This is a genomic window from Aquibium pacificum (assembly GCF_040839445.1).
In the GTDB taxonomy this organism is placed as follows: Bacteria; Pseudomonadota; Alphaproteobacteria; order Rhizobiales; family Rhizobiaceae; genus Aquibium; species Aquibium pacificus.
Window position 1 is genome coordinate 699,075 of the sequence record NZ_JBDPGJ010000004.1, and the last position, 21,308, is coordinate 720,382.

Consider the following 21,308-nt stretch of genomic DNA (forward strand, 5'->3'; position numbering starts at 1 on the left):
TCGTCATTGCGACGTACCGGAGGGGATATTCAAGGGTTTCGTGCCCGAGGGGGAAACATGAACTTCATTTCCTGCGTCGCTGGCGCCGCGGCGCTTGGGCTAACGGTGTTCGGGGGAACAGCGCTCGCCCAGGACCACGTCGGTCCGGTGACGGACTACGTCAACGCGAACGTGCTGCCATGGCTTTCGGACCCGCTGATCGTCAAGGCGATCAACGACCAGAATGCCGCCAACGCTTCCCTCGGCCAAGCCGAGATCGACACGCTCGACCAGAAATGGCGCGCCGAGACCGAAGCCGGCAGCCATCCGATGATCGACGAGGTGCTGGGCAATGCCCTGTCGAAATTCCTCGCCGCCAGGCAGGAGGAATCGGCCGGCATGATCGCCGAAGCATTCGTCATGGACGACAAGGGCCTCAACGTCGGCCAGAGTGCGGTGACGTCCGACTACTGGCAGGGCGACGAGGCGAAATGGCAGAAATCCTACGGCGCGGGCGCGGGAGCCATCTTCGTGGACGACGTGGAGAAGGACGAATCCACCCAGGCGCTGCAGTCGCAGGTCAGCATAGCGATCTCCGATCCGGCGACCGACAAGGTCATCGGAGCGATCACGCTGGGGATCAACGTCGAAGGGCTCTGAGCCATTCGCAATCATGGGGGCGAACGCCAGTATGGGCACTCGCAGGGTAACGAGAGTCTTCGGCCGCATGACGATCACGATGAAGCTGATCCTTGCCGCGGTCGTCGTGAACATCGCCGGCCTCGCGGCTTCGGTTTACTTCGTCGACACGACCGCCGAGCATAGCCTGTACGACCTTGCCGCCGACGGGTGGCGCATGCAGACGGGCCAGATCGCCGCCGCGGCCGCCGGCGGGATCAAATGGAAAAAACCCGAGGTCGTCGCGGACGCCTATGCCGCCTACAAGGCCGACGAAGAACGCGCGTTGTCGCGCGCGGTCGCGTTCGATGCCGACAAGGCGGAAATCACCTCCTTCGCCGCCGACGGCGTGGAGACGGCTCCCATCGATGCCGCCATCCGGGAGATTGTCGCGGGTTCGCCCGAAACCCTGAGCAGCACGATGCTCGACGGCAGTGTCGTCATGGTCGCTCCGTCAGGCCAGACCGCGGACGGCAAGCCACTTGGCTATGTCGCGCTGGCCTGGAACACGGCCGCCGTCGAGAACATCCGTTCTTCGCTGAACGCGAGCACCACCCTGGCGCAGGGCCTCTCGACCCTTCTGCTCGTCCTGCTCCTCTTCCTGACCATCCGCGTGGTCGTGGGCCGGCCGCTGAAGGCGATCAACGGCCGCATCGAAAAGCTTTCGGCGGGCGATCTGGAGACCGGGGTCGACTACCAGGACCGCTCCGACGAGATCGGGGTCATCGCCCGGGCGCTTGAGGGATTTCGCGCCGCTTCGCTGGCCAAGCTCGACGCGGACCGCGAACTGGAGGATCAGCGCCTGTCCATGGAGGAACAGCGCAGCCAGAACGACGCATCACGCGCAACCGCCGCGAAGCTGCAGGCGGCGGTCGTGCGCCTCATCGGCGCCGCGCTGTCGCGGTTGGCCGAGGGAGACCTCACCACCCGCCTGAAGGTGGATTTCCCTGCGGAGTACCAGAAGCTGAAGGACGACTTCAATCTCGCCATGGACCGGCTCCAGGACGCCATGGAGCGGATCGTGGAGACCGGCGGGCAGCTTGAGAACGGCACGAGCGAAATCCGCCGCGCCGCCGACGATCTGGCGCGCCGCACGGAACAGCAGGCCGCCACCATCGAGCAGACCGTCGCGGCCGTAGGCGAGATCACCCGTTCCGTCTCGGCCACGGCCGCCGGCGCCGGCCAGGCACGCATCGCGGTCACCGAAGTGACAGTCGATGCCGGACGCAGCGACGAGGTCGTCGGCCAGGCGATCGCGGCCATGAGCGGTATCGAGAAGTCGTCCGGCGAGATCACCAAGATCATCGGCGTCATCGACGAGATCGCATTCCAGACCAACCTTCTGGCGCTCAACGCGGGCGTGGAAGCCGCCCGCGCGGGCGAGGCGGGCCGCGGATTCGCCGTCGTCGCCCAGGAGGTGCGCGGGTTGGCGCAGCGTTCCGCCGATGCCGCGCGCGAGATCAAGCAGCTGATCCAGAGTTCGGCCGCGCAGGTGAAAAACGGTGCGCGGCTGGTGGGCGAGACCGGCGATTTCATCGAGCGGATCGCGGCCAAGGTGGGCAACATCTCCACCATCGTCGTCGACATCGCCAAGGGCGCCGAGGAGCAGGCCAACACGCTGCGAGAGATCAACACGGCGATGAACGGCATCGACACCGCAACCCAGCAGGGGGCGGCGATGGCCGAGCAGTTCACCGCCACCAGCCACAGCCTGGCCCAGGATGGGGTCGAGCTCAAGCGGCTGATCGCGCACTTCAGGACGGAAGGCGATGCCCACGCACGTTCGCACGGGCAACCCGCCGAAAGCCGCCCGCGCGTCCAGCCGGCGGAAAGCTATCCGCGAAGCCAGTCGGGCCAAAGCCGTCAGCGTGTCCAGGAGCGGCTCCGGCCGGCGCCGCGCGGCCGGCCAATCGCTCACGGATCCGCGGCGCTCGATCTTCACGCCGACGAGGATGGCTGGGAGGAGTTCTGAGCCTGCCATAGGCCGGCCCTGAAAATGCCGGATATGCCCGACTTCGAACCGCGGTGGAACGTCCGCACTCGCGACCACCGGAACAAGGGCGAGTTCCGCAATTGCCCTCCGGTCAGCCGCTGGGCTTCCCGCCTTTCCGCCTCAGCACGTAAACATCCATGATCCAGCCGTTCTCGTCGCGCGCGGCGGTTCGCTTCGCCTCGATCTCCCCCGACTTTTCGGCGAGATCGCCCGCCACGATCATCTCCTGCTCGAGCCCGAGATAAGCGCCCCAGAAGATGTCGTAAGCATCCTGCGCGACGTGCCGGAATGACATGTCGCCGTCGAGCATGACCACGATCGTGTCGGCGGCGTCGGGTGGCGCGTCTTTCAGTTTTCGTCCGGTGGTGACGAGCACCGGGTTCCCGACGGTATTGAGCGGCATGGCGTGGCTGGCGGCGAGCGCCTGAACGCTGGTGATGCCAGGGATGACCTCCAGCGCGAATTCCATGGAATGCGTGGTGCGCAGTCGGTCGAGGATGCGCAGGGTCGAGTCGTAGAGCGAGGGATCGCCCCAGACGAGGAAGGCGGCGGTGCCGCCGCCGGGAACTTCCCGCGCCAGTAGGTCCCGGTAGGTCGCGGCGATCGCCCCGTGCCAGTCGTCGACCGACTTCAGGTAGGTTTCGCTGCCGTCGCGCTGAGGCAGGTCGAACTCAACGATGCGCGTGTTTCCGTTCTCCAGGAACCGTCGGCAGATTTCGCGGCGCAGTTCGGCCAGGTCTTCCTTGGCGCTTCCCTTGCGTGGCAGAAGCACGATGTCGGCGCGGTTCAGCGCTTTGATCGCCTGCACCGTCATGTGCTCCGGATTGCCGGCGCCGATGCCGATGACGAGCAGCTTCAGCATGGCGACTATCCTTCCGAGACCCCCGCCTCGGCGAAGGTCGCCATGCCGGAATGGCAGGCAAGCGCTCCGCGCAAGATGTTGACGGCCAGGCAGGCGCCGGAGCCTTCGCCGAGCCGCATGCCGAGATCGAGCAGCGGCCGCAGTTCCAACCGCCCGAGCAGCCTGCCGTGCTGGGCCTCGGCTGAGACATGGCCGGCGAGGCAGTGCGACAACCCTCCTTCGGCGAGCTTCGCCAGCGGCGCGGCGGCGGCGGTGGCGACGAACCCGTCGAGCAGCACCGGAACTCCGCGCAGGCGCGCCTCGAGCACCGCTCCGAAGATTGCGGCGAGCTCGCGCCCGCCGACGAGCCGCGCCGCCTCCAGCGGGTCCGAAAGCCGGTCGCCATGGAAGCCGAGGGCGGCGTCGACGGTCTCCGCCTTGCGGGCGAGGCCGGCGTCGTTCACGCCGGTGCCGCGGCCGACCCATTCGGAACCCGTTCCGCCGAACAGTGCGGCGCAGAGCGTGGCGGCCACCGTCGTGTTGCCGATGCCCATCTCGCCGACGCATACGAGTTGGGCGCCGTCCGGCACCGCCGCGCGCCCCGCATCGACGGCTGCCACGAACGCGGCCTCGTCCATGGCCGGTCCCTGCGTGAAGTCGCCCGTCGGGGTGTCGATGTCGAGCGGCACCACTGTGAGGTCGATGCCCGCCTGTCGCGCCAGCTGGTTCACCGCCGCGCCGCCGGCCGCGAAATTGCCCACCATCTGCGCCGTGACGGCCGCGGGAAAGGCGGAGACGCCGCGTTGCGTGATGCCGTGCGAGCCGGCAAAGATCAGTGCGACCGCCTTGTCGATGGTGGGGATGTCGCGGCCCTGCCAATGGGCCATGAACTCCGCCAGTTCTTCCAGCCGTCCGAGGCTTCCCGGCGGCTTGGTGAGGACCGCCTGACGAGCGCGCGCGGCCTGCGCGGCGCCTGCGTCGCCTGCGGGGAGATCGCAGCAGAGTGCGCGGATGGTCTCGATGCTGCCGGTTCCGGCCATGATTGCTCCGTCAGGTGAGGATTGCCGCCGCGGCAAGCAGCAGCACGATTTCGCAGGATTGCTGGAGCGCACCCAATACGTCGCCGGTCTGCCCGCCTATCTGGTGGCGCGCGAGCATGGCCAGCCCGAAGAAGACCGCCGCGAGCAACAGCGCGGAAAGGACGGCGAAGCCGAGGCCGAGCGGCAGGAGAGCGAGGAAACCGAGGCCAAGCGCGCCCAGTGCGACGTTCCTGTCGATGATCCCGAGCCCGGCCGAGAGCCCGTCGGTCCTGGCCGGTAGGACGATCGACGCGAAGGCAGGGAGCACCGCGCGTGAGCCGGCATGTACAGCAATCAATGCGACGAGCAGGCCCCATCCGCCCTCGGCCGCAGCGATGGCCGCGATCGCACTCCACCTGGCCAGTGCCGAGAGGAGGAGCGCCAGCGTCCCATAGCTACCGATGCGGCTGTCGCGCATGATGGTGAGCTTGTCGCCGCGCGTCCTGCCGCCGCCGAACCCGTCGGCGACGTCGGCCGCCCCGTCCTCATGCAGCGCGCCGGTGACGAGAATGCCCGCCGCCAGCGCCAAGACGGCGGCGGCACCCGAAGGCAGCGAAAGCCACAGCGCCAGGCCGCCTGCCACCCCCGCGACGACCCCAACGACAAGGCCGGCGACCGGAACTGCCCAGAGCGCATGCGTGAAGGACCGGTGCCGCGGCAGGTCGGGCAGCGGCAGGCGCGTGAAGAAGCCGAGGCAGAGCAGGATGTCAGCCACGAAAGGGTTGTCCAGGAAGCGCCCGCCGCTCATGCCTCAGCCACGCGCGATTGCATGGAAGAATGCACCGGTGACGTTGCCGCGCCGGCTTCCCGAAGGGCCGAGGCTGTTGCCGGGCGCGTCCCACAGGTCGGCCAGCGGCGCGTCGTTGCCGGGCTCGACGACGCGCGAATAGTGGAATTCGTGGCCGCGAATCTCGTCGCCGGCGCGACCGACGACGCTGTCGGTGGCGAGCCGTGCCTTGCGATAGCCGAGATTGATCCGGCGCTTGGCATAGCTGGTGGTGTGGCCGAGCAGGCCGGCCATGCGGTGGGTGATGCCGTCGGCATCTTCCAGCGCCTCGCCGAGGACCATGTAGCCGCCGCACTCGCCATGGACCGGCTTCGTCTCGGCAAAGCGCGAGAGGCCGTCGCGGAACTCCAGCGCCGCCGCGAGCTTTCCGGCGTGCAGCTCCGGATAGCCGCCCGGCAGCCAGCAGACATCGCAGGATCGGTCCGGCGCTTCGTCGGCCAGCGGCGAGAAGGCAACGAGTTCGGCGCCCGCTTCGCGCCAGTGGCGGACAACATGGGGATAAACGAAGCTGAAGGCGGCGTCCTCGGCAATCGCGATGCGCTGCCCGGGCGGCGGAATCAGCGCCTCTTCTGAACCCGCGCCGGGATCGACGGGCGCCGCCGCCTCCAACACCCTGTCGACATCGATCGACTTTTCCATCACGTCGGCCAGCCTGTCGATGAAGGCCTCGAGTGCGGCGTGTTCGCGCGCCTGCACCAGCCCGAGGTGCCGCTCCGGCATGGCCATGTCGGCATTGCGCCGGATCGCGCCGAAGACGGGAATGCCGCGCTCCTCGATAGCCGCGCGCGACTGCACCTCGTGCCGGTCGCTGGCGACCTGGTTGAGCACGACGCCCGCGACCCGCACCTGCGGATCGAAGGTGAAAAAACCGTGCGCGATCGCCGCAGCCGTCTGCGACTGCCCGGAGATGTCGAGCACCAGCAGCACGGGCAGGCCGAAGCCGCGCGCCAGATCGGCGGCGGAGCCGGTGCGGCCTTCCTCGGTGCGCACGCCGTCGAACAGCCCCATGGCGCTTTCGACGATCATCACGTCCGCGCCGTCGGCCTGTTGCGCGATCAGCCGCTCGATGAGGTGCGGCGGCATGGCCCAACTGTCGAGATTGACGCCCGGCCTGCCGGTGGCCGCGGCATGGAAACCGGGGTCGATGTAGTCGGGCCCCGATTTCGCCGCTGCCACCACGAGGCCGCGCCGGCCGAAGGCGCGCATGAGGCCTACCGCGACGCTGGTCTTGCCGGAGCCGGAGCGCGCCGCCCCGACGATGAAGCCGCGCGGGCTCATGCCGTCTGGTCCGTCCGGGCGAGCGACTGGAGTTCGTCGCGGAAGGAGACGATGTCGCCCACCACGATCAACGCCGGCGAGCCTACGCCCGCCTCCCGCGCGCTGCGGTGGATGGTGTCGAGCGTGGCGACGACGATCCTCTCGTCGGGCGTCGTCGCCGACATGATGACCGCCGCCGGGGTCCCTCCCGGCAGTCCGCCCGCCACGAGCGCGTCCGCGATCGTCTCGAGGTTGCTCATGCCCATGTAGATGACGATCGGCTGGCCTGTCGCCGCGAGAGCGGCCCAGTCGAGACAATCGTCGTCGTCGGCGGCGTGGCCGGTGGCGAAGGTGATCGCCTTGTTGATGCCGCGCATGGTGGCGGGAATGCGCGCGTCGGCGAGGGCCCCAAGCGCGGAGGTCACGCCGGGAAGAAAGCGGAACGGAATGCCGGCGCGCGCAAGCTCCAGTGCCTCCTCGGCGCCGCGGCCGAACATGTTGGGATCGCCGCCCTTGAGCCGCAGCACCCGATTGCCCGCCCGGGCCAGATCGACGATCAACGCGTTGATGTGCGCCTGCGCGAAGGAGGGCGCACCGCCACGCTTTCCGACGAAATGCAGCGAGGCTTCCGGTGCGGCGCGCAGCACGGTGGGGTCGACGAGCGCGTCGTAGACGACGGCGTCGGCCTGCGACAGCGCATGGACGACGTCGAGCGTCAGGCAGCCGAGCCCGCCCGGCCCGGCGCCGGCCAGCCACACATGGCCGGGTTCGAAGGTGGCGCCCTGGAAGGGGAGGCGGCCGATGGAATCGCGCAGCGTCATGGCATGTCCCTGCCGCGGAAACGGCGCTGGTAAGCGGCGTCGTAGAGCGCACTTTCGCGGAAGTCCTCCGCTTCCAACCCCCGCCCGACGAAGACGATCGCGGTCCGGTCGATGGGCTCCTCGGCGACGCGCGCCTCGATGTCGGAGAGCGTGCCGGCGACGATGCGCTCGTCCGGCCAGGTGGCGCGCACGACGATCGCAACGGGGCAGTCCGCGCCGTAGAGCGGTGTGAGTTCGGCGACGATCCGGTCGAGCGCGTGGATCGCGAGGTGGATTGCCAGCGTCGCGCCGGTCCGGCCGAAGGCGGCGAGCGTCTCGCCGTCCGGCATCGCCGAGGCACGGCCCGAAACGCGCGTGAGCACGAGGCTCTGGTTGACTTCGGGGATGGTCAGTTCGCGTCCGAGCGCCGAGGCGGCCGCGGCGAATGCCGGCACGCCGGGCGTCAGCGTGTAGGGGATGCCGAGCGCACGCAGCCGGCGCATCTGTTCCGCCACTGCGCTCCACACCGACAGGTCGCCCGAATGCAGCCGCGCGACGTCCTGACCCGCCGCGTGGGCGGCGACGTACTCGGCCTCGATCTCGTCGAGCGACATGGGCGCGGTGTCGACCTTGTGCGCATGGGCCGGGCAATGGTCGAGCAGTTCCGTCGGCACGATCGAGCCGGCATAGAGGCAGACCGGGCAACGCGCGAGCAGGTCGCGGCCGCGGACGGTGATGAGGTCGGCGGCGCCCGGCCCCGCGCCGATGAAATGCACCGTCATGGCCGCGCTTCCGCATGCGCGATCGCGCAGGTCGCCGGCCCGATGGCAATCCGTGGCCCAAGCAGGCGCGCGGCAGGACCGGCGACGGCCAGTGCCGCCGCTTCTGCCGCCGAGCCGTGACCCGTTGCGGCAAGGGATGCTTCCGATCGGGTCAGCGTCTTCTTCTCCGTAGCTTCCAGTGCCGCCTCGTCCGCGAGGATCAGCGGCCGTTGCAGCAGGCCTGCTACATCGGCCAGCGCTGGTTCGCCGCGCTTTTGCGGCAGCGACGCCAGCGCGTCGATCTGCGTCCTCCCCAGTCCATGCGCCGACAGCGCGGCATCGAGCGCGGCGAGAACCTCATCTACGGTGACGCCCTTGCGGCAGCCGATGCCCGCGACCATCACGGCTTGCTCCATGTCCACTGCGTCACCGGCATGGCCGGCCGCCAGCCGCTCATGCCGCCGACGGGCGCGGCGCGGGTGACGCCGATCCGCGAGAGTTCGCCGCCATTGCGGGCGTAAAGGTCGAGCAGGACGGCCTCCATTTCCAGCGTCACGGCATTCGCGACCAGCCGTCCGCCGGGACGCAGCCGTCCCATGGCGGTCTCCACTACGCCGTTGCGCGAGCCGCCGCCGCCAACGAAGATCGCGTCAGGGTCGGGGAGACCGGCGAGCGCCTCCGCTGCCTGCCCTTCGACGATCCTCAGCCCCGGAACTCCGAGCGAACTCGCATTACCGCGGATGCGCGCCGCGCGATCCGCTTCCGCCTCGATCGCCACGGCGCGCATCGACGGATGCGCGAGCATCCAGGAGATTGCGATCGAGCCAGAGCCGGCGCCGATGTCCCACAGAAGCTCGCCGCGCCGGGGCGCCAGCGAGGAAAGGGTGACGGCGCGGATTTCGCGCTTGGTGATCTGGCCGTCGTGTTCGAACAGATCATCGGGCAGGGCCGATGCGAGCGGGATGGTCCTGTCGCCATCGCCGCACGAGGCTTCGATCGCGACGACGTTCAGGTCCGCGAAGGTCTTGTCGCCGAGCGCGTCGGCGCGTAGCGTGGTAACTGCTTCGGCCGGACCACCGAGCGCTTCGAGGACGTAGAACCGCGAGCCGCCGAAACCGCTTTCGCACAGAAGCCGCGCGATCTCGGCTGGCGACCTGCCGTTCGAGGTCAGCGCGAGGATGCGTGCACCATCATTCAGCAGTGGCCGGATCAGCTCGACCGGGCGGCCATGCAGCGAGATCGTCTCAGTCTCCTGCAAAGCCCAGCCGAGCCGCGCCGCCGCCAGGCTGAAGGCGGACGGCGCCGGATAAGCGCGGAACTCGGCCGGATCGACGTGCCGCGCCAAGGTCGCGCCGACGCCGTGGCAGAACGGATCGCCGGACGCCAGCACGCAGACATTTCGTCCTCGCGCGGCGATCACGTCAGTCATGCCGGTATCGAAAGGGACCGGCCATCGGCAGGCCTCGCCGCGGATCGCCGGTGCGGCCAGTTCGAGGTGCCGCGCGCCGCCGAAGACGATCTCCGCCTCGCCGATCGCCTGCCGCGCCGCAGCGCCGATGCCGTCGAGCCCGTCCTCGCCGATGCCGACGATCGCCAGCCACTTTGCCGTTGCGCCGGCCGGCATGTCCTTCCTAGATGGCGGCATGGCGACCCCGCATATCCTCATCCTCGGCGGCACCGGCGAAGCGCGCCGTCTTGCCGAAAAACTCGTCGCACACGGCGATGCGAATGTGACGCTGTCGCTCGCCGGCCGCACGGCCGCTCCGCTGGCGCAGGCCGGCGAGGTCCGCATCGGCGGCTTCGGCGGCGCCGACGGGCTGACGGAGTGGCTGCGGGCGCATGCGGTGGACGTCCTGGCCGATGCCACGCATCCCTTCGCCGCGCGCATCTCGGCCAACGCCATCGCCGCGGCCGAAGCTGCCTGCATTCCGTTGGTCGTTCTCCGGCGTACGGAATGGCAGCGGCAGCCGGGCGACAACTGGATCGATGCCAGGACCGTCGCCGAGGCGGCTCGGCTCCTCGGCGATGAGCCCCGAACGGTCTTCCTCGCCATCGGCCGGCAGGAACTGGTACCGTTCGGTGCCCTCCCGCAGCACCGCTACGTCGTGCGTAGCGTCGATCCGGTCGATGCCGGGAATGCCTTGCCGGGAGCGACTTACATCCTCGATCGCGGCCCATTCACGGCAATTGCTGAGCGTCAGCTTCTGCATACGCATGGCATCGAGATCGTCGTCGCCAAAAACAGCGGCGGGGAGGCGACCTACGGCAAGATCGCCGCCGCGCGCGAACTCTCGGTGCCGGTCGTCATGGTCGGCCGCCCGCCCGTCGGCGCGGCCGAGTCCGTTTTGACCGTCGAGAAAGCGCTGGCGAAGATCCGTCATCTCGCCGGCCTTCCGGAAGAGCGCGGCGAATAGACGATCGGCGGCAATCCGTCACGTTCGACGATGCGCGTCTCCGGCGAGCCGACGATGACGCAGGTCGCCATGTCGGCCATTCCGGCCGCGGCGTCGGCCAAGGGCACCGTTGTCATGCGCTCGTCCGGCCGTCCGGCGGCACGGCCGAAGACGACGACGGTCTCGCCCGGGAGCACCTCGCGCAGGATGTCGAACCCCTTGTCCAGCTGCCAGGGCCGGGCGCGGCTGACGGGATTGTAGAGCGCGATGACGAAGCCCGCCCGGCCCGCGGCGCGCAGGCGGTTTTCGATCACATCCCAGGGCTTCAGGTTGTCCGACAGCGAGATCGCGCAGAAATCATGGCCGAGCGGCGCGCCGATGCGGGCGGCGACCGCCAGCATCGCGGTGACGCCCGGAACCACTTCGAGTTCCAGCGCGCGCCATTCGGCCGGCCCGTACTCGATCGCCTCGCAGACGGCCGCGGCCATAGCGAAGATGCCCGCGTCGCCGCCGGAGACCACCGCCACCTGCCGGCCCTGTGCCGCCGCCGACAATGCCGCCCCGGCGCGCGAAAGCTCCTCGCGGTTGTCGGAGGCGTGGCGGGTCTGGTGCGATCCGAGCGTCAACCGGTCAAGGTAGGGGCCGTAGCCGAAGAGGTCAGTCGCCGCCGCGATCGCCGCGCTCGCCTGCGGCGTCGTCTGGTCGGGGCTACCGGGCCCGATGCCGACCACGGTGATCCTTCCGCTCATGCCCGGCTGCTCCAGCCGGGCACGAGCACGATCGAGAAATAGGGCGCGGCATCGTCCGGCTTGTCCGCCAGCCGCATGGTCACCATGGCGGCCATGGTCGCCCGCTCCACGTAGATCGCGGACTCCAGCCGTCCCGCCGCCACAAGCGCGCGGCGGATTCTCGGCAGATTGCGGCCGACCTTCATGATCACGCAGGCTTCAGTCGCCGCGATGCGCCTCGCCAGTTCCGCCTCGTCCAGCGTGCCGGGAAGCACCGACAGAATGTCGTCGCCCTGCGTGATCGGCACGCCGACCGCCGACCAGGCGCCCGACATCGCCGTGACGCCGGGAATCACCTCGGTCGGATAGCGATGGGCCAGCCGCACGTGGAGGTGCATGTAGGAGCCGTAGAACAGCGGATCGCCTTCGCTCAGCACCGCGACAGTGTGACCGGCGTCGAGATGCGAGGCGACGGAAGCGGCCGCCTCCTCGTAGAACGCCGTGATGCATTCGATGTAGGTGGCATCCGAGCGGTGGATCTCGGTGGTGACGGGATAGAGCAGCGGCAGTTCCAGCACCTCGGGCCGGATGTGCGCGGCGACGATGGCGCGGGCATTGCCGTTGTTGCCGCGCTTGGCGAAATGCGCCACGACGTCGGCCTCGCGCAGGGCGCGAGCCGCCTTCAGCGTCAGGAGTTCCGGATCGCCGGGGCCGGTCCCGACGCCGATCAGCCGCCCCGTCACAGGCCCGGCCTCGCCAAGGCGTTGACGGCCGCCGCGGTCATGGCGCTCCCGCCGAGCCGACCCCGCACGATCGCCCAGGGCACGCCGTGGTCGCCCTGCGCCAGCGCATCCTTGGATTCGGCGGCACCCACGAAGCCGACGGGCATACCGATGATCGCCGCCGGTTTTGGCGCGCCGCCCTTCAGCATGTCGAGCAGGTAGAAGAGCGCTGTGGGCGCGTTGCCGATGGCGACGACCGATCCGGCGAGACGGTCTCGCCACAGTTCGAGCGCGGCGGCCGAGCGCGTGTTGCCGATCCTGGCGGCGAGTTCCGGAGTGCGCGGGTCGCGAAGCGTGCAGATCACGTCGTTGCCGGCGGGAAGCCTGGCCCGCGTGACGCCCTGCGCCACCATCTCTGCGTCGCACAGGATCGGCGCCCCTGCCGAGAGTGCTGCCCGCGCGGCCGCGACGAACCCTTCGGAGAAGGCGAAGTGCCTTGCCGCCTCCACCATGCCGCAGGCGTGGATCATGCGCACGGCGACATCCGCCTCCGCCTCGTCGAAGCGGGAGAGGTCGGCCTCGGCGCGGATGATGGCGAAGGATTTTTCGTAGATCGCCGTCCCGTCGCGGATGTAGTCGGTCGTCGTCAAGCGGATCGTCTCCGTTCGGGGATGTGGGGAGCGGCAAAGGCGGACAGGACGCGGCGGATCTCGGTTCCCACCTCCACGCCCTCCGCAACGATCTCGCAGCCCTCGGCCGCGCCGACGAGGGAAAGCGACGGCCCGGCCGGCTTCGCGCATTGCTTGGCGCAGCCCGAGACGTGGACCATGCCTTCGGCCGGTAGCACCTCTGGATGGTTCTGGACCAGCCGGGCGGCGATGTCGCGTGTCGGCAGGAAGGCCGAGGCACAGTCCGGCGCCCCTGCGCAGGTGATGATGCGCAACCGCGGGTCGTCGGCGCGTGTGACGAGACCCAGCCGCTCGGCGGCAGCGACCAGGCCCGCCCCGTCGTCCGCGGGAGATCCGATGACGAGCAGGCCCTTGCCAGGCGCGAGGCGGATTTCGTGGCAGGGATCGATTGCTTCGGCGAATTCCGAAAGCGCGGAGGCGCGCATCTGCCCGAAGGAGAGGGCGAAGCCGCGCGCGCCGGTGCCGTGCTTCAGAGCGAAGGTGCCCACCGGCGCGGACGGCGCCGGTCGCTCCGGGTTCGCTGCAGGTTCCAGATTAGTCCCGGCGCGTGACAACGCGTCGGCCGACAGATCGCGGCCGCGCGTCTCGCGGCCACCTGCGGCAAGGGCTTCGAGCAGCGAGACCGCCGCGGCCGCGGCTTGCTCGGCATCGCCGCGCCCGATGATGCGCGCGTCCGTCCGTCCGCCGCCCGCCATGACCACCCAGCCGTCGCCGTCAGCCTCGACGCGGATGTCGGCCAGCACGCCGGACAGGTTGAGGGCGCCGCCGCCGTCGACCACCACCGAAACCTTTGGCGCAAGTCGGCCAGAAAGATCGCGCCCGGCAACCTTGCTCAGGATGGCTTCAGCCAGCGGGCGTGGGTCGGCGGTCTCGTTCGCATCGAGGCCGGCGAGCGGCCCGACTCCGATCTGCAATCCGGAGAGCGCGTCGACGCCGAGGGCCGCGATGGCTTCTCCGAAAGACGCGGCGCTCACAGGCGAAAGTCCCCGAACTTGCAGGCTTCCGCGCGAGGTGATCTCCAGAACCCCGTTGCCGTGGCGTTGGGCCGCCGCGGCGATGCCGGCGAGCTGGCGTGGTGACAGGTTCCCGAACTTTGGATTGATGCGCACCAGCAGGCCGTCGCCGGTCTGCATCGGGGAAGACAGCGACGGACAGGCGCCGCGGCGAAGGATGGCGTTCATGCCGCTGCCTCCAGTCCGCGCGCCTCGGCGATCAGCGCCGCCAGGTCGTGATCCACGGAATTGCGCAGAGGATGCCACAGGCCGCGGCGGCGGGCGTCGGAAAAGCGCTGCGCGATGGCACGCGCTGCGGCCGGGTTTTCGGCAAGAAGGAAGGCGCGCACCCGCGGATCGCCGAGATAGGCGTCGTGGACGTCGCCGAGCAGCACCGGCGGGATGGCATTGGTCGTCTCGGCGAAGCCGACCAGCCGGTCGACCGTCTCGGCGAATTCGGAGGCGCCGCGCGGGCCGTGTCGCATCTGGCCCTCGATGAAGCGCCGGTTGAGCGCGCGCGCCCGCACCGTGCGCGTCACGGCTGCCACGACCGAGCGTGCGCGGGGGCGTTGCGGGCTGGTGGTGTCGAGCATGATCACGTCGGCCTTGCCGCCAAGGGTGGCGACCGCCGCCGCGAAGCCGCCGGCGAAGGCGACGTCGGCCGAGCCTTCGAGGATGTCGCGGCCGGGATCGTCGCTGGAATGGACCAGCAGATCGGCGCCGGCGACGCGGTCGGCGAACCGGCCGGGCGCGGCGCGGCCTTCGCCCTCGATGCCGCCGAAGGCATGTGAGGAGGCGTCGAGATAGGCGCGGCCGAGCTCCTCGCGGGTTTCCCACGCGCCGCTCGCGAGCTTCTCCTCGATGCCCGACCCGTAGGTGCCGGGCGCGGAGCCGAAGATGCGCGCGGGCCGCTCCCCGGCCCGACGCGCCTCAAGGGCCAGCGGGTTGTCGTCGTCCTCCTCCGTGCGTTGCGCAATTGCCGCGACGGCCGCGTCGATCAGCGCGATCTGCACCGGGAACATATCGCGGAAGAGCCCGGAAATACGCCAGGTGACGTCGACGCGCGGGCGCCCCATGGCGGCGGGCGGCAGGACCTCGATGCCGGTGACACGGCCGGTGGAATGGTCCCATTGCGGCCGGCAGCCCATCAGCGCCAGACCCTGCGCGATCTCCTCGCCCCCGGTCCTGAGGCTGGCGCTGCCCCACAGGTCGATCACCAGCGAGCGCGGGTAGTCGCCATGGTCCTGCAGGTAGGAGCGGATGACCTCGTCGGCGGCCTTGCGGCCGAGTTCGGCCGCGATCGGCGTGGGCATGGTGCGCGGGTCGGCGGCGAAAAGGTTGCGCCCGGTCGGAAGCACGTCGGTGCGCCCGCGCGAGGGCGCACCGGAAGGGCCGGGCCGCAGGTGGCGCCCGTCGAGCGCGTCGAGCAGCGCCTGGTGCTCGGCACCGGCGCTGGCGATCCGCGCCGGATCGGTGTCCGCCTCCGACGCACGTCCGAAGACGTGCAGCCCGTCCTTCACCGCGAAATCCTTCAGGTCGCAGAGCCAGGCATCGATCTTCATCAGCGCCTCGTCGGGCGCCTCGACGTCGACGCCGGCCTCGCGCGCCAGTCCTGTCTTCGCCGCCGTCTCGACGATCAGCGCGGCGAGCCGGTCGCGGCGGCGCCGGTCGAGACCGTCGGCCTGGGCGTACTCGTCGACCAGCCGTTCCAGCGTCTGCTGGTCTTCCGACAGGCCGGCGTCGGCGAGCACCGGCGTCAGGTGCCCGATGGTGACCGCCGCGATGCGGCGCTTGGCCTGCGCGGCCTCGCCCGGATTGCTGACGATGAAGGGATAGATGACTGGCAGCGATCCGGTGACCACTTCGGGGAAACAGTCTTGCCCGAGCGCCACCGTCTTGCCCGGCAGCCATTCCAGCGTGCCGTGCGCGCCGACATGGACGAGCGCGTGGCAGCCGAGCGTCTTGCGCATCCACAGGCCGAAGGCGACGAGCGCGTGGCGCGGCGGCAGCGCGGGATCGTGATATTCGACGCGCCGGTTTTCCGAGCGTCCCCGATCCGGCGCGAAGGCGACCGTGACGTTGCCGAAACGGGCATGGCGAAACACGAAGTGGCCGTCCGGCGCATCGTCTTCAGGCGCGCCCCAGGCGGCGTCGACCGTCTCAAACGCTTCCGGCGACAGGCCAGCGGAGAGCCGGCGGTAGTCCTCAATCGAAATGGCCGGTCGCTGCCGGTCGATCATCCGCATCAGCTCGCGCGGGGAATCGGGAATACCCTCGACCGAATACCCCTCGGCGCGCATGTCGCGCAGCATCTCCAGCACGCTTTGCGGCACGTCGAGCCCGACCGCGTAGCCGGCCCGGCCCGTCGCGGCGGGGTAGTCGGGTACGACGATCACGATCCGGCGCTCCGGGCGCAGCGTCGCTTGGAGCGTCAGGAATGCCGCGATGCGGCTTGCGACCTGCTCGACGCGATCCGGTTCCGGCCGGTTGACCTGCAGCCGCACACCCAACACTTCGTCGGGTGCGGCCGTGTCCTTGAATGAGATGGCGCCGGCGGCGATGCGTCCGTCTAGTTCGGGCAGGACGACATGCATCGCGAGGTCGGCGGGCGCGAGCCCGCGCTGTCCCACCTGCCAGGCCTCGCGCCGCGTCGTGGCGATGGCGACCTGGAAGACCGGCAGGCCGAGTTCGTCGAACAGTGTCGTCTCGCCCGGTTCCGCCCCGAGCGCGAAGGCGGTGGCGGTGAGCATGAGCCTCGCGGAGAAACGTTCCGCCGTATCCCGTGTGAGGTCCTGTGCTTCTCGGTCGCGCAGGCTGCCGACGAAGATCGGCAGGGCCAGGATGCCTTTTGCCGAAAGCGCGCGGACAAGCGCGTCGATCGGCGCCGTGTCGCCGGCGAGCAGCATGGAGCGATAGAAGATCAGCGGCGCCACGGGTTGCCCCGCTTCTGCGAGACGCTCGAAATGGCCGCGCTCGACCGCGCCCGCGCCCGGCGCGTAGTATCCCGCCTTGGCGACCGGACGGGCGCTATCCGGCTCGGCGATCCCGGAACCTGCAAGTCCCGCCAGCCGACGCAGCGCAATCGCGAGATTGTCCGGTCCGCCATCCCGGAAGCATTTCAGCAGAGCGTCGTAATCGGACACCGGCACGGTTGAGAGCCCCGCCAGCCGCTCGTCGCGCTCGCTGCATTCGCCGGGCAGCAGCACCAGCGCGATGCCTTTGCGCCGGGCGGTCGCGGCAAGCTGGTCACAGCCGTAGGACCACCACTCGTAGCCGCCCAGAAGCCGAACCAGAACCACGCGCGCATGGGCGGCCGTCTTCTCGATCCACAGATCGACCGACATCGGATGCCGCAGGTCGCGCAGATGCGCCAGCCGAAGCGAAGGCAGCGCGTCGCGCGCGGCGTTCCAGCCCGCGGCCATGCCGGAGATGTCGCTGTCGGTGAAGGACAGGGCAACCATGTCCGCAGGCGCCTGGGCCAGATCGATCGGCTCGATCAGGCTGTCCAGGGAAGCGGTGCCGGTCGCCAGGATGTGCATGGCATCACGCCGCGAGGAGCTTTTCCACCGCCGCGCGGTCGAGCCCCTTGAGGCCGATCACGACGAGGCGGGTGGTGCGGTCTTCCTCCGGCCGCCAGGCGCGGTCGTAGTGATGCGTCACGCGCGGGCCGACCGCCTGCACCAGAAGCCGCATCGGCTTGCCCTCGACATGCGCGAAACCCTTCAGCCTGAGCACGTTTTCGGCCTCGGCCGCCGCCGAAACCCTTTGCGCCAGCGCTGCCGGATCGGAGATCGCCGGAAGCTCGACAACGAAGCTGTCGAAATCATCGTGCTCGTGGTCGAGCTCGTCGTCGTGATGCGTCTTGCGGTTCTCGATGTCGTCCTCGACAGCGAGCCCGAGGCCGAGCACCGCGCCGGCGTCGATGCGGCCGTTGGCGCTCGCCACGATCTTCACCGCGCGCGGCAGGTGCGCCTCGATAGCGGCGGTCGCTCGGGAGCGTCCGGCATCGTCGAGGAGGTCGCTCTTGGACAGCACCACCAGATCGGCGCAGGCGACCTGGTCCTCGAACACCTCCTCCACCGGATCGTCGTGGTCGATGGTCCTGTCGGCCTCGCGCTGGCGAAGCAGCGCCTCGCGGTCGCCGGTCACCTCGCCCGCCGCGAGCGCCGGGCCGTCCACGACGGCGATCACCCCGTCGACGGTAACGCGGTTCTTCACGCCCGGCCACTGGAAGGCCTGCACCAGCGGCTTTGGCAGGGCAAGCCCCGAGGTTTCGATGAGGATGTGGTCGACCCTGGGCTCGCGCGCCAGGATCTTGTCCAGCGCCGGCACGAAGTCGTCGGCGACCGTGCAGCAGATGCAGCCGTTGGCGAGTTCCACGATGTCCTCGTCGGCGCAGTTCTCGACGCCGCAATTGCGCAGGATCTCGCCGTCTATGCCGACGTCGCCGAACTCGTTGACGATGATGGCGAGCCGCTTGCCGTGCGATCCCTGGAGAAGATTGCGGATCAGCGTGGTCTTGCCGGCGCCGAGGAAGCCGGTGACGACCGTGCAGGGCACGCGATCGAACGAGGCGGTCATGGGATTTCCTTGAGGCTGTCGAAGGTGGGGACGCGCGCGATCAGCCCGCGCTTCAGCGGCTCGGGGCGGGCGCGGAACGGCATGAAGCCGTCGGTGGAGCGTGCGAAGAGTTCGGCGCCGGCGATCAGGTCGGGCGCGTTCGCCACATTAAGGTCGCCGAAGACGTAGGACCAGCAGCCGTCGCGCATCATCACGGCGCTGAGGCCACGCTTGCAGTTGCCGAGGCAGGCGACCTGCCGCACCTCGACCAGATCGGATGCGTCTTCTGCTGCATTGGCCGTCGCCTTTGCCAGCAACGAACCCGGCCGGGGATCGGCTTCGGGCTCGGAACGCAGGCGGCAGGAACTGCAAACGACGATCGTCACGGGCGACGCTTGCGCGCATGCCTCGTGTTCCGGCTCGGCGGCCGGTCGCTCCAGATCGTCCGGATAGACCCTCAATCCAAAAGCTCCTTACCCGGGACACCCGCCGGGCCGTGAGAGTACGATACGTCGACGGCAGGTCTCCTGGCTTCCGGCTCACCGTCCGCGCCGCCTTCCCGAAGCTTCCGCTCCAGTGGCGGTTGGCGCGCACTAACCGGCTACAGTTGCGGGGACAGCTGCGGAGTAGCCCGTCGCGAGCGCACCGCATTCCCTCTTAGCCTCCATCGTTGCGGATGAAGGACCGTCGAGGCGCATTTACGGCTTCCGCTCTGAAACTGTCAACGAGTGAGCGCGGCCCCCTTTCGCCGGTCGGCCATTTCCACTAAGGTCGTCATGTCGTCGGTTCCCCGCGAGGGGATGTGAAAGGGAACGAGGTAGGGATTTCCCGATCCTCGGCTGCCCCCGCAACTGTGAGCGGCAAGCCTTCGCCCGATATGCCACTGAAGCCAAAAGCTTCGGGAAGGCGGGCAGGGCAGTGACCCGCGAGCCAGGAGACCTGCCGCCGGCATGAATGGGAACAAGGCCCTCGGGTGGAGGGCGGAAGGGATCGAAATGGCACAGACTTCAGTCATCCGCGGCGCGGCAGCCACACGCGCGGGCATCCTGCCTCTCGCATTCGCCGGCCTGCTCGGCGTCTTCATCGTTGGTTTTGCCGGCTTCGCGCAGATGGACGTGGTCCACAATGCCGGCCACGACTACAGGCACTCCATGGCATTCCCCTGCCACTGAGGGGTTTTCGACATGGCTGTCTTTCGTAGCGCGATCTTCCTGGCCGCGATCGCCGGGCTGTTTGCCGGCATCGTGATGACCGGTCTCCAGGCCGTCTTTACGGTTCCGCTCATTCTCCAGGCCGAGACCTTCGAGGGTGCCGCGGCCCCCACCGATCACCACCACGCCGAGGCGACACAAGCCGCGCCCGACGACGGCAACCACGACCATGGCGACGAATCCTGGGCGCCCACAGACGGCGCCGAGCGCACTTTCTACACCGGCCTGGTCAACGTCGTGACCGGCATCGGTTTCGCCCTGCTGCTCGTCGCGGCATCCGAGATCGCCGGCGGCATCAGAAGCTGGCGCGCCGGCCTCGTCTGGGGCTTCGCCGGTTTCGCCGTCTTCACGCTGGCGCCCGGCCTCGGGCTTCCGCCCGAATTGCCGGCAATGCCGGCCGCCGACCTCGTCGCGCGGCAGGCTTGGTGGATCTTCACGGTCTGCGCAACCGCGGCCGGCCTGACGCTCATCGCCTTCCGCACTGCGCCGTGGCTTGCACTGGTCGGCGTCGCGCTCATCATCGCCCCGCACGTCATCGGGGCGCCGCAGCCGGCGAGCTTCGAGAGCCCCGTGCCCGAAAGCCTGCACCACAGCTTCGTCGTCGCCGTCACGATGACCAACCTGGTGTTCTGGCTGGCGATGGGGGTCGCGGTTGGCACGCTGCGCGAACGCTTCGCCGCCGGCCTGGAGGCGCCCCGGCACAGCCTTGCCTGAGCAAGGCTCGCTCACCTTCGTTCTCGGAGGCGCGCGATCGGGCAAGAGCAGGCACGCCGAAACGCTGGTCTCGGCCTGTCCCGCACCCTGGGCCTACATCGCCACGGCGCAGGCCTTCGACGACGAGATGCGCGAGCGGATCGGCCTGCATCGGGAGCGGCGCGACGGTCGCTGGCACACGGTGGAGGCGCCGCTGGACCTCGCCGATGCGATCGGAAGGGTCCCTGACGGTCAGGCACTGCTGGTCGATTGCCTGACCCTGTGGCTGACCAACGTGATGCTGGCCGAACAAGACGTCGAGGCGGCTTGCGAGAACTTGGCGACCGTTCTGGCAAAACCGCACGGGCAATGGTTCGTCGTCTCCAACGAGGTCGGCCTCGGCATAGTGCCCGACAACCGGCTCGGGCGTAACTTTCGCGATGCGGCCGGGCGTCTCAACCAGATGGTCGCGTCGAAGGCGGACGCCGTCCTGTTCATGGTCGCCGGCCTGCCGATGAAGGTGAAGTGAAGATGGCCGAAACCGAAGATGCCAGCCGCCACAAGGCCAAGATGGAGAAGCGCAAGGCGCACCAGGACGCCAAGCTGCGCGACAAGACCATCGAGAAAGGCCTGCTGATCGTCAACACCGGTCCCGGGAAGGGCAAGTCGACCGCCGCCTTCGGGCTGGCGCTCCGCATGCTCGGCCATGGCCGGCGCGTCGGTGTCGTGCAGTTCATCAAGGGCGCCTGGCACACGGGCGAGAAGGACGCGCTCGCCCGCTTCGGCGATATGGTCGCATGGCACGCCATGGGCGAGGGCTTCACCTGGGAGACGCAGGACAAGGCGCGCGACATTGCCGCCGCCGAACGCGCCTGGCAGCGCGCCCGGGAACTGATGGCCGACCCGTCCTTCGGCCTCGTCATCCTCGACGAGTTGAACATCGCGCTGCGCTACGAGTATCTCGACCTGGCGTCCGTCGTCGCCGCGTTAAGCAATCGGCGACCCGACCTCCACGTCGTCGTCACCGGCCGCAACGCCAAGCCGGAACTGATCGAGGCCGCCGACCTCGTCACCGAGATGGGGCAAGTCAAACATCACTTCGCCGCCGGCGTGAAGGCGCAGCAGGGCATCGAGTTCTAGCCGCG

At 69.4% G+C, this 21,308-nt stretch carries 22 protein-coding genes and 2 riboswitches; of the genes, 7 read left to right on the forward strand and 15 right to left on the reverse strand.

What is annotated here, in order from left to right:
• The first annotated feature begins 66 nt into the window (after positions 1-66).
• Complete coding sequence (locus ABGN05_RS19915) at positions 67-639, forward strand: hypothetical protein (RefSeq protein ID WP_373695961.1); 573 nt, start codon at positions 67-69, stop codon at positions 637-639.
• Positions 640-706: 67 nt separating this feature from the next.
• A complete protein-coding gene (locus tag ABGN05_RS19920) occupies positions 707-2,629 on the forward strand; it encodes a methyl-accepting chemotaxis protein (protein ID WP_367955775.1) in 1,923 nt (640 codons plus the stop codon).
• 112 nt (positions 2,630-2,741) lie between these two features.
• On the opposite strand, the gene cobF is transcribed toward ABGN05_RS19920, so the two are convergent.
• From cobF to cbiE, 8 genes are read right to left on the reverse strand one after another with little or no spacing between them, the layout of a single operon-like run.
• The gene (cobF, locus tag ABGN05_RS19925; protein ID WP_367955776.1) at positions 2,742-3,512 is read right to left on the reverse strand and encodes a precorrin-6A synthase (deacetylating); all 771 of its coding nucleotides are present in this window, start codon (positions 3,510-3,512) and stop codon (positions 2,742-2,744) included.
• Between the two features lie 5 nt (positions 3,513-3,517).
• A complete protein-coding gene (cobT, locus tag ABGN05_RS19930) occupies positions 3,518-4,531 on the reverse strand; it encodes a nicotinate-nucleotide--dimethylbenzimidazole phosphoribosyltransferase (RefSeq protein ID WP_367955777.1) in 1,014 nt (337 codons plus the stop codon).
• 10 nt (positions 4,532-4,541) lie between these two features.
• Complete coding sequence (locus tag ABGN05_RS19935; protein ID WP_367955778.1) at positions 4,542-5,318, reverse strand: adenosylcobinamide-GDP ribazoletransferase; 777 nt, start codon at positions 5,316-5,318, stop codon at positions 4,542-4,544.
• Positions 5,319-5,321: 3 nt separating this feature from the next.
• Complete coding sequence (locus tag ABGN05_RS19940; RefSeq protein WP_367955779.1) at positions 5,322-6,635, reverse strand: cobyrinic acid a,c-diamide synthase CobB; 1,314 nt, start codon at positions 6,633-6,635, stop codon at positions 5,322-5,324.
• Positions 6,632-7,435 carry a uroporphyrinogen-III C-methyltransferase gene (gene cobA, locus ABGN05_RS19945; protein WP_072602455.1) on the reverse strand — a complete coding sequence of 268 codons (804 nt, stop codon included), beginning with the start codon at positions 7,433-7,435 and terminating at the stop codon, positions 6,632-6,634. Before cobA ends, ABGN05_RS19940 begins: the two co-directional genes overlap by 4 nt.
• Complete coding sequence (cobM, locus tag ABGN05_RS19950; protein ID WP_367955780.1) at positions 7,432-8,196, reverse strand: precorrin-4 C(11)-methyltransferase; 765 nt, start codon at positions 8,194-8,196, stop codon at positions 7,432-7,434. The genes cobA and cobM overlap by 4 nt, the downstream gene beginning before the upstream one ends.
• Positions 8,193-8,591 (reverse strand): cobalamin biosynthesis protein, encoded by a 399-nt coding sequence (locus ABGN05_RS19955; RefSeq protein ID WP_367955781.1) that lies wholly within the window; start codon positions 8,589-8,591, stop codon positions 8,193-8,195. Before ABGN05_RS19955 ends, cobM begins: the two co-directional genes overlap by 4 nt.
• Positions 8,576-9,799, reverse strand: a complete 1,224-nt coding sequence (gene cbiE, locus ABGN05_RS19960; RefSeq protein ID WP_367955782.1) for a precorrin-6y C5,15-methyltransferase (decarboxylating) subunit CbiE — start codon at positions 9,797-9,799, stop codon at positions 8,576-8,578. The genes ABGN05_RS19955 and cbiE overlap by 16 nt, the downstream gene beginning before the upstream one ends.
• A gap of 19 nt (positions 9,800-9,818) precedes the next feature.
• On the opposite strand from cbiE, the gene ABGN05_RS19965 reads away from it, so the two are divergent.
• Positions 9,819-10,589: a cobalt-precorrin-6A reductase gene (locus ABGN05_RS19965; RefSeq protein WP_367955783.1), complete on the forward strand. Its 771-nt coding sequence runs from the start codon at positions 9,819-9,821 to the stop codon at positions 10,587-10,589.
• On the opposite strand, the gene ABGN05_RS19970 is transcribed toward ABGN05_RS19965, so the two are convergent.
• The 7 genes from ABGN05_RS19970 to ABGN05_RS20000 are packed head-to-tail and all read right to left on the reverse strand — an operon-like array spanning position 10,553 to position 18,720.
• Positions 10,553-11,317: a precorrin-3B C(17)-methyltransferase gene (locus ABGN05_RS19970; protein WP_367955784.1), complete on the reverse strand. Its 765-nt coding sequence runs from the start codon at positions 11,315-11,317 to the stop codon at positions 10,553-10,555. The two genes, ABGN05_RS19965 and ABGN05_RS19970, sit on opposite strands and share 37 nt — an antisense overlap.
• A complete protein-coding gene (locus tag ABGN05_RS19975; protein WP_367955785.1) occupies positions 11,314-12,039 on the reverse strand; it encodes a precorrin-2 C(20)-methyltransferase in 726 nt (241 codons plus the stop codon). The genes ABGN05_RS19970 and ABGN05_RS19975 overlap by 4 nt, the downstream gene beginning before the upstream one ends.
• Positions 12,036-12,668 (reverse strand): precorrin-8X methylmutase, encoded by a 633-nt coding sequence (locus ABGN05_RS19980; RefSeq protein ID WP_367955786.1) that lies wholly within the window; start codon positions 12,666-12,668, stop codon positions 12,036-12,038. Before ABGN05_RS19980 ends, ABGN05_RS19975 begins: the two co-directional genes overlap by 4 nt.
• Positions 12,665-13,888: a precorrin-3B synthase gene (gene cobG / locus ABGN05_RS19985; protein ID WP_367955787.1), complete on the reverse strand. Its 1,224-nt coding sequence runs from the start codon at positions 13,886-13,888 to the stop codon at positions 12,665-12,667. Before cobG ends, ABGN05_RS19980 begins: the two co-directional genes overlap by 4 nt.
• A complete protein-coding gene (gene cobN, locus ABGN05_RS19990; RefSeq protein WP_367955788.1) occupies positions 13,885-17,238 on the reverse strand; it encodes a cobaltochelatase subunit CobN in 3,354 nt (1,117 codons plus the stop codon). The genes cobG and cobN overlap by 4 nt, the downstream gene beginning before the upstream one ends.
• Positions 17,239-17,242: 4 nt before the next feature.
• Positions 17,243-18,280 (reverse strand): cobalamin biosynthesis protein CobW, encoded by a 1,038-nt coding sequence (gene cobW / locus ABGN05_RS19995; RefSeq protein ID WP_367955789.1) that lies wholly within the window; start codon positions 18,278-18,280, stop codon positions 17,243-17,245.
• The gene (locus tag ABGN05_RS20000; RefSeq protein ID WP_367955790.1) at positions 18,277-18,720 is read right to left on the reverse strand and encodes a DUF1636 family protein; all 444 of its coding nucleotides are present in this window, start codon (positions 18,718-18,720) and stop codon (positions 18,277-18,279) included. Before ABGN05_RS20000 ends, cobW begins: the two co-directional genes overlap by 4 nt.
• 39 nt (positions 18,721-18,759) lie before the next feature.
• Positions 18,760-18,963: riboswitch (cobalamin riboswitch) on the reverse strand.
• A gap of 62 nt (positions 18,964-19,025) precedes the next feature.
• A riboswitch (cobalamin riboswitch) is annotated at positions 19,026-19,220 on the forward strand.
• 34 nt (positions 19,221-19,254) lie between these two features.
• On the opposite strand from ABGN05_RS20000, the gene ABGN05_RS20005 reads away from it, so the two are divergent.
• The 4 genes from ABGN05_RS20005 to cobO are packed head-to-tail and all read left to right on the forward strand — an operon-like array spanning position 19,255 to position 21,303.
• Positions 19,255-19,431 (forward strand): CbtB domain-containing protein, encoded by a 177-nt coding sequence (locus ABGN05_RS20005; RefSeq protein WP_367955791.1) that lies wholly within the window; start codon positions 19,255-19,257, stop codon positions 19,429-19,431.
• A 12-nt stretch (positions 19,432-19,443) separates the two neighbouring features.
• Entirely contained in the window at positions 19,444-20,184 is a 741-nt protein-coding gene (locus tag ABGN05_RS20010; protein WP_367955792.1) for a CbtA family protein, read from the forward strand.
• Positions 20,177-20,692, forward strand: coding sequence for a bifunctional adenosylcobinamide kinase/adenosylcobinamide-phosphate guanylyltransferase (gene cobU / locus ABGN05_RS20015; RefSeq protein WP_367955793.1), 516 nt, complete (start codon positions 20,177-20,179; stop codon positions 20,690-20,692). Before ABGN05_RS20010 ends, cobU begins: the two co-directional genes overlap by 8 nt.
• Before the next feature lie 2 nt (positions 20,693-20,694).
• Positions 20,695-21,303: a cob(I)yrinic acid a,c-diamide adenosyltransferase gene (gene cobO, locus ABGN05_RS20020; RefSeq protein ID WP_367955794.1), complete on the forward strand. Its 609-nt coding sequence runs from the start codon at positions 20,695-20,697 to the stop codon at positions 21,301-21,303.
• Positions 21,304-21,308 lie beyond the last annotated feature (5 nt).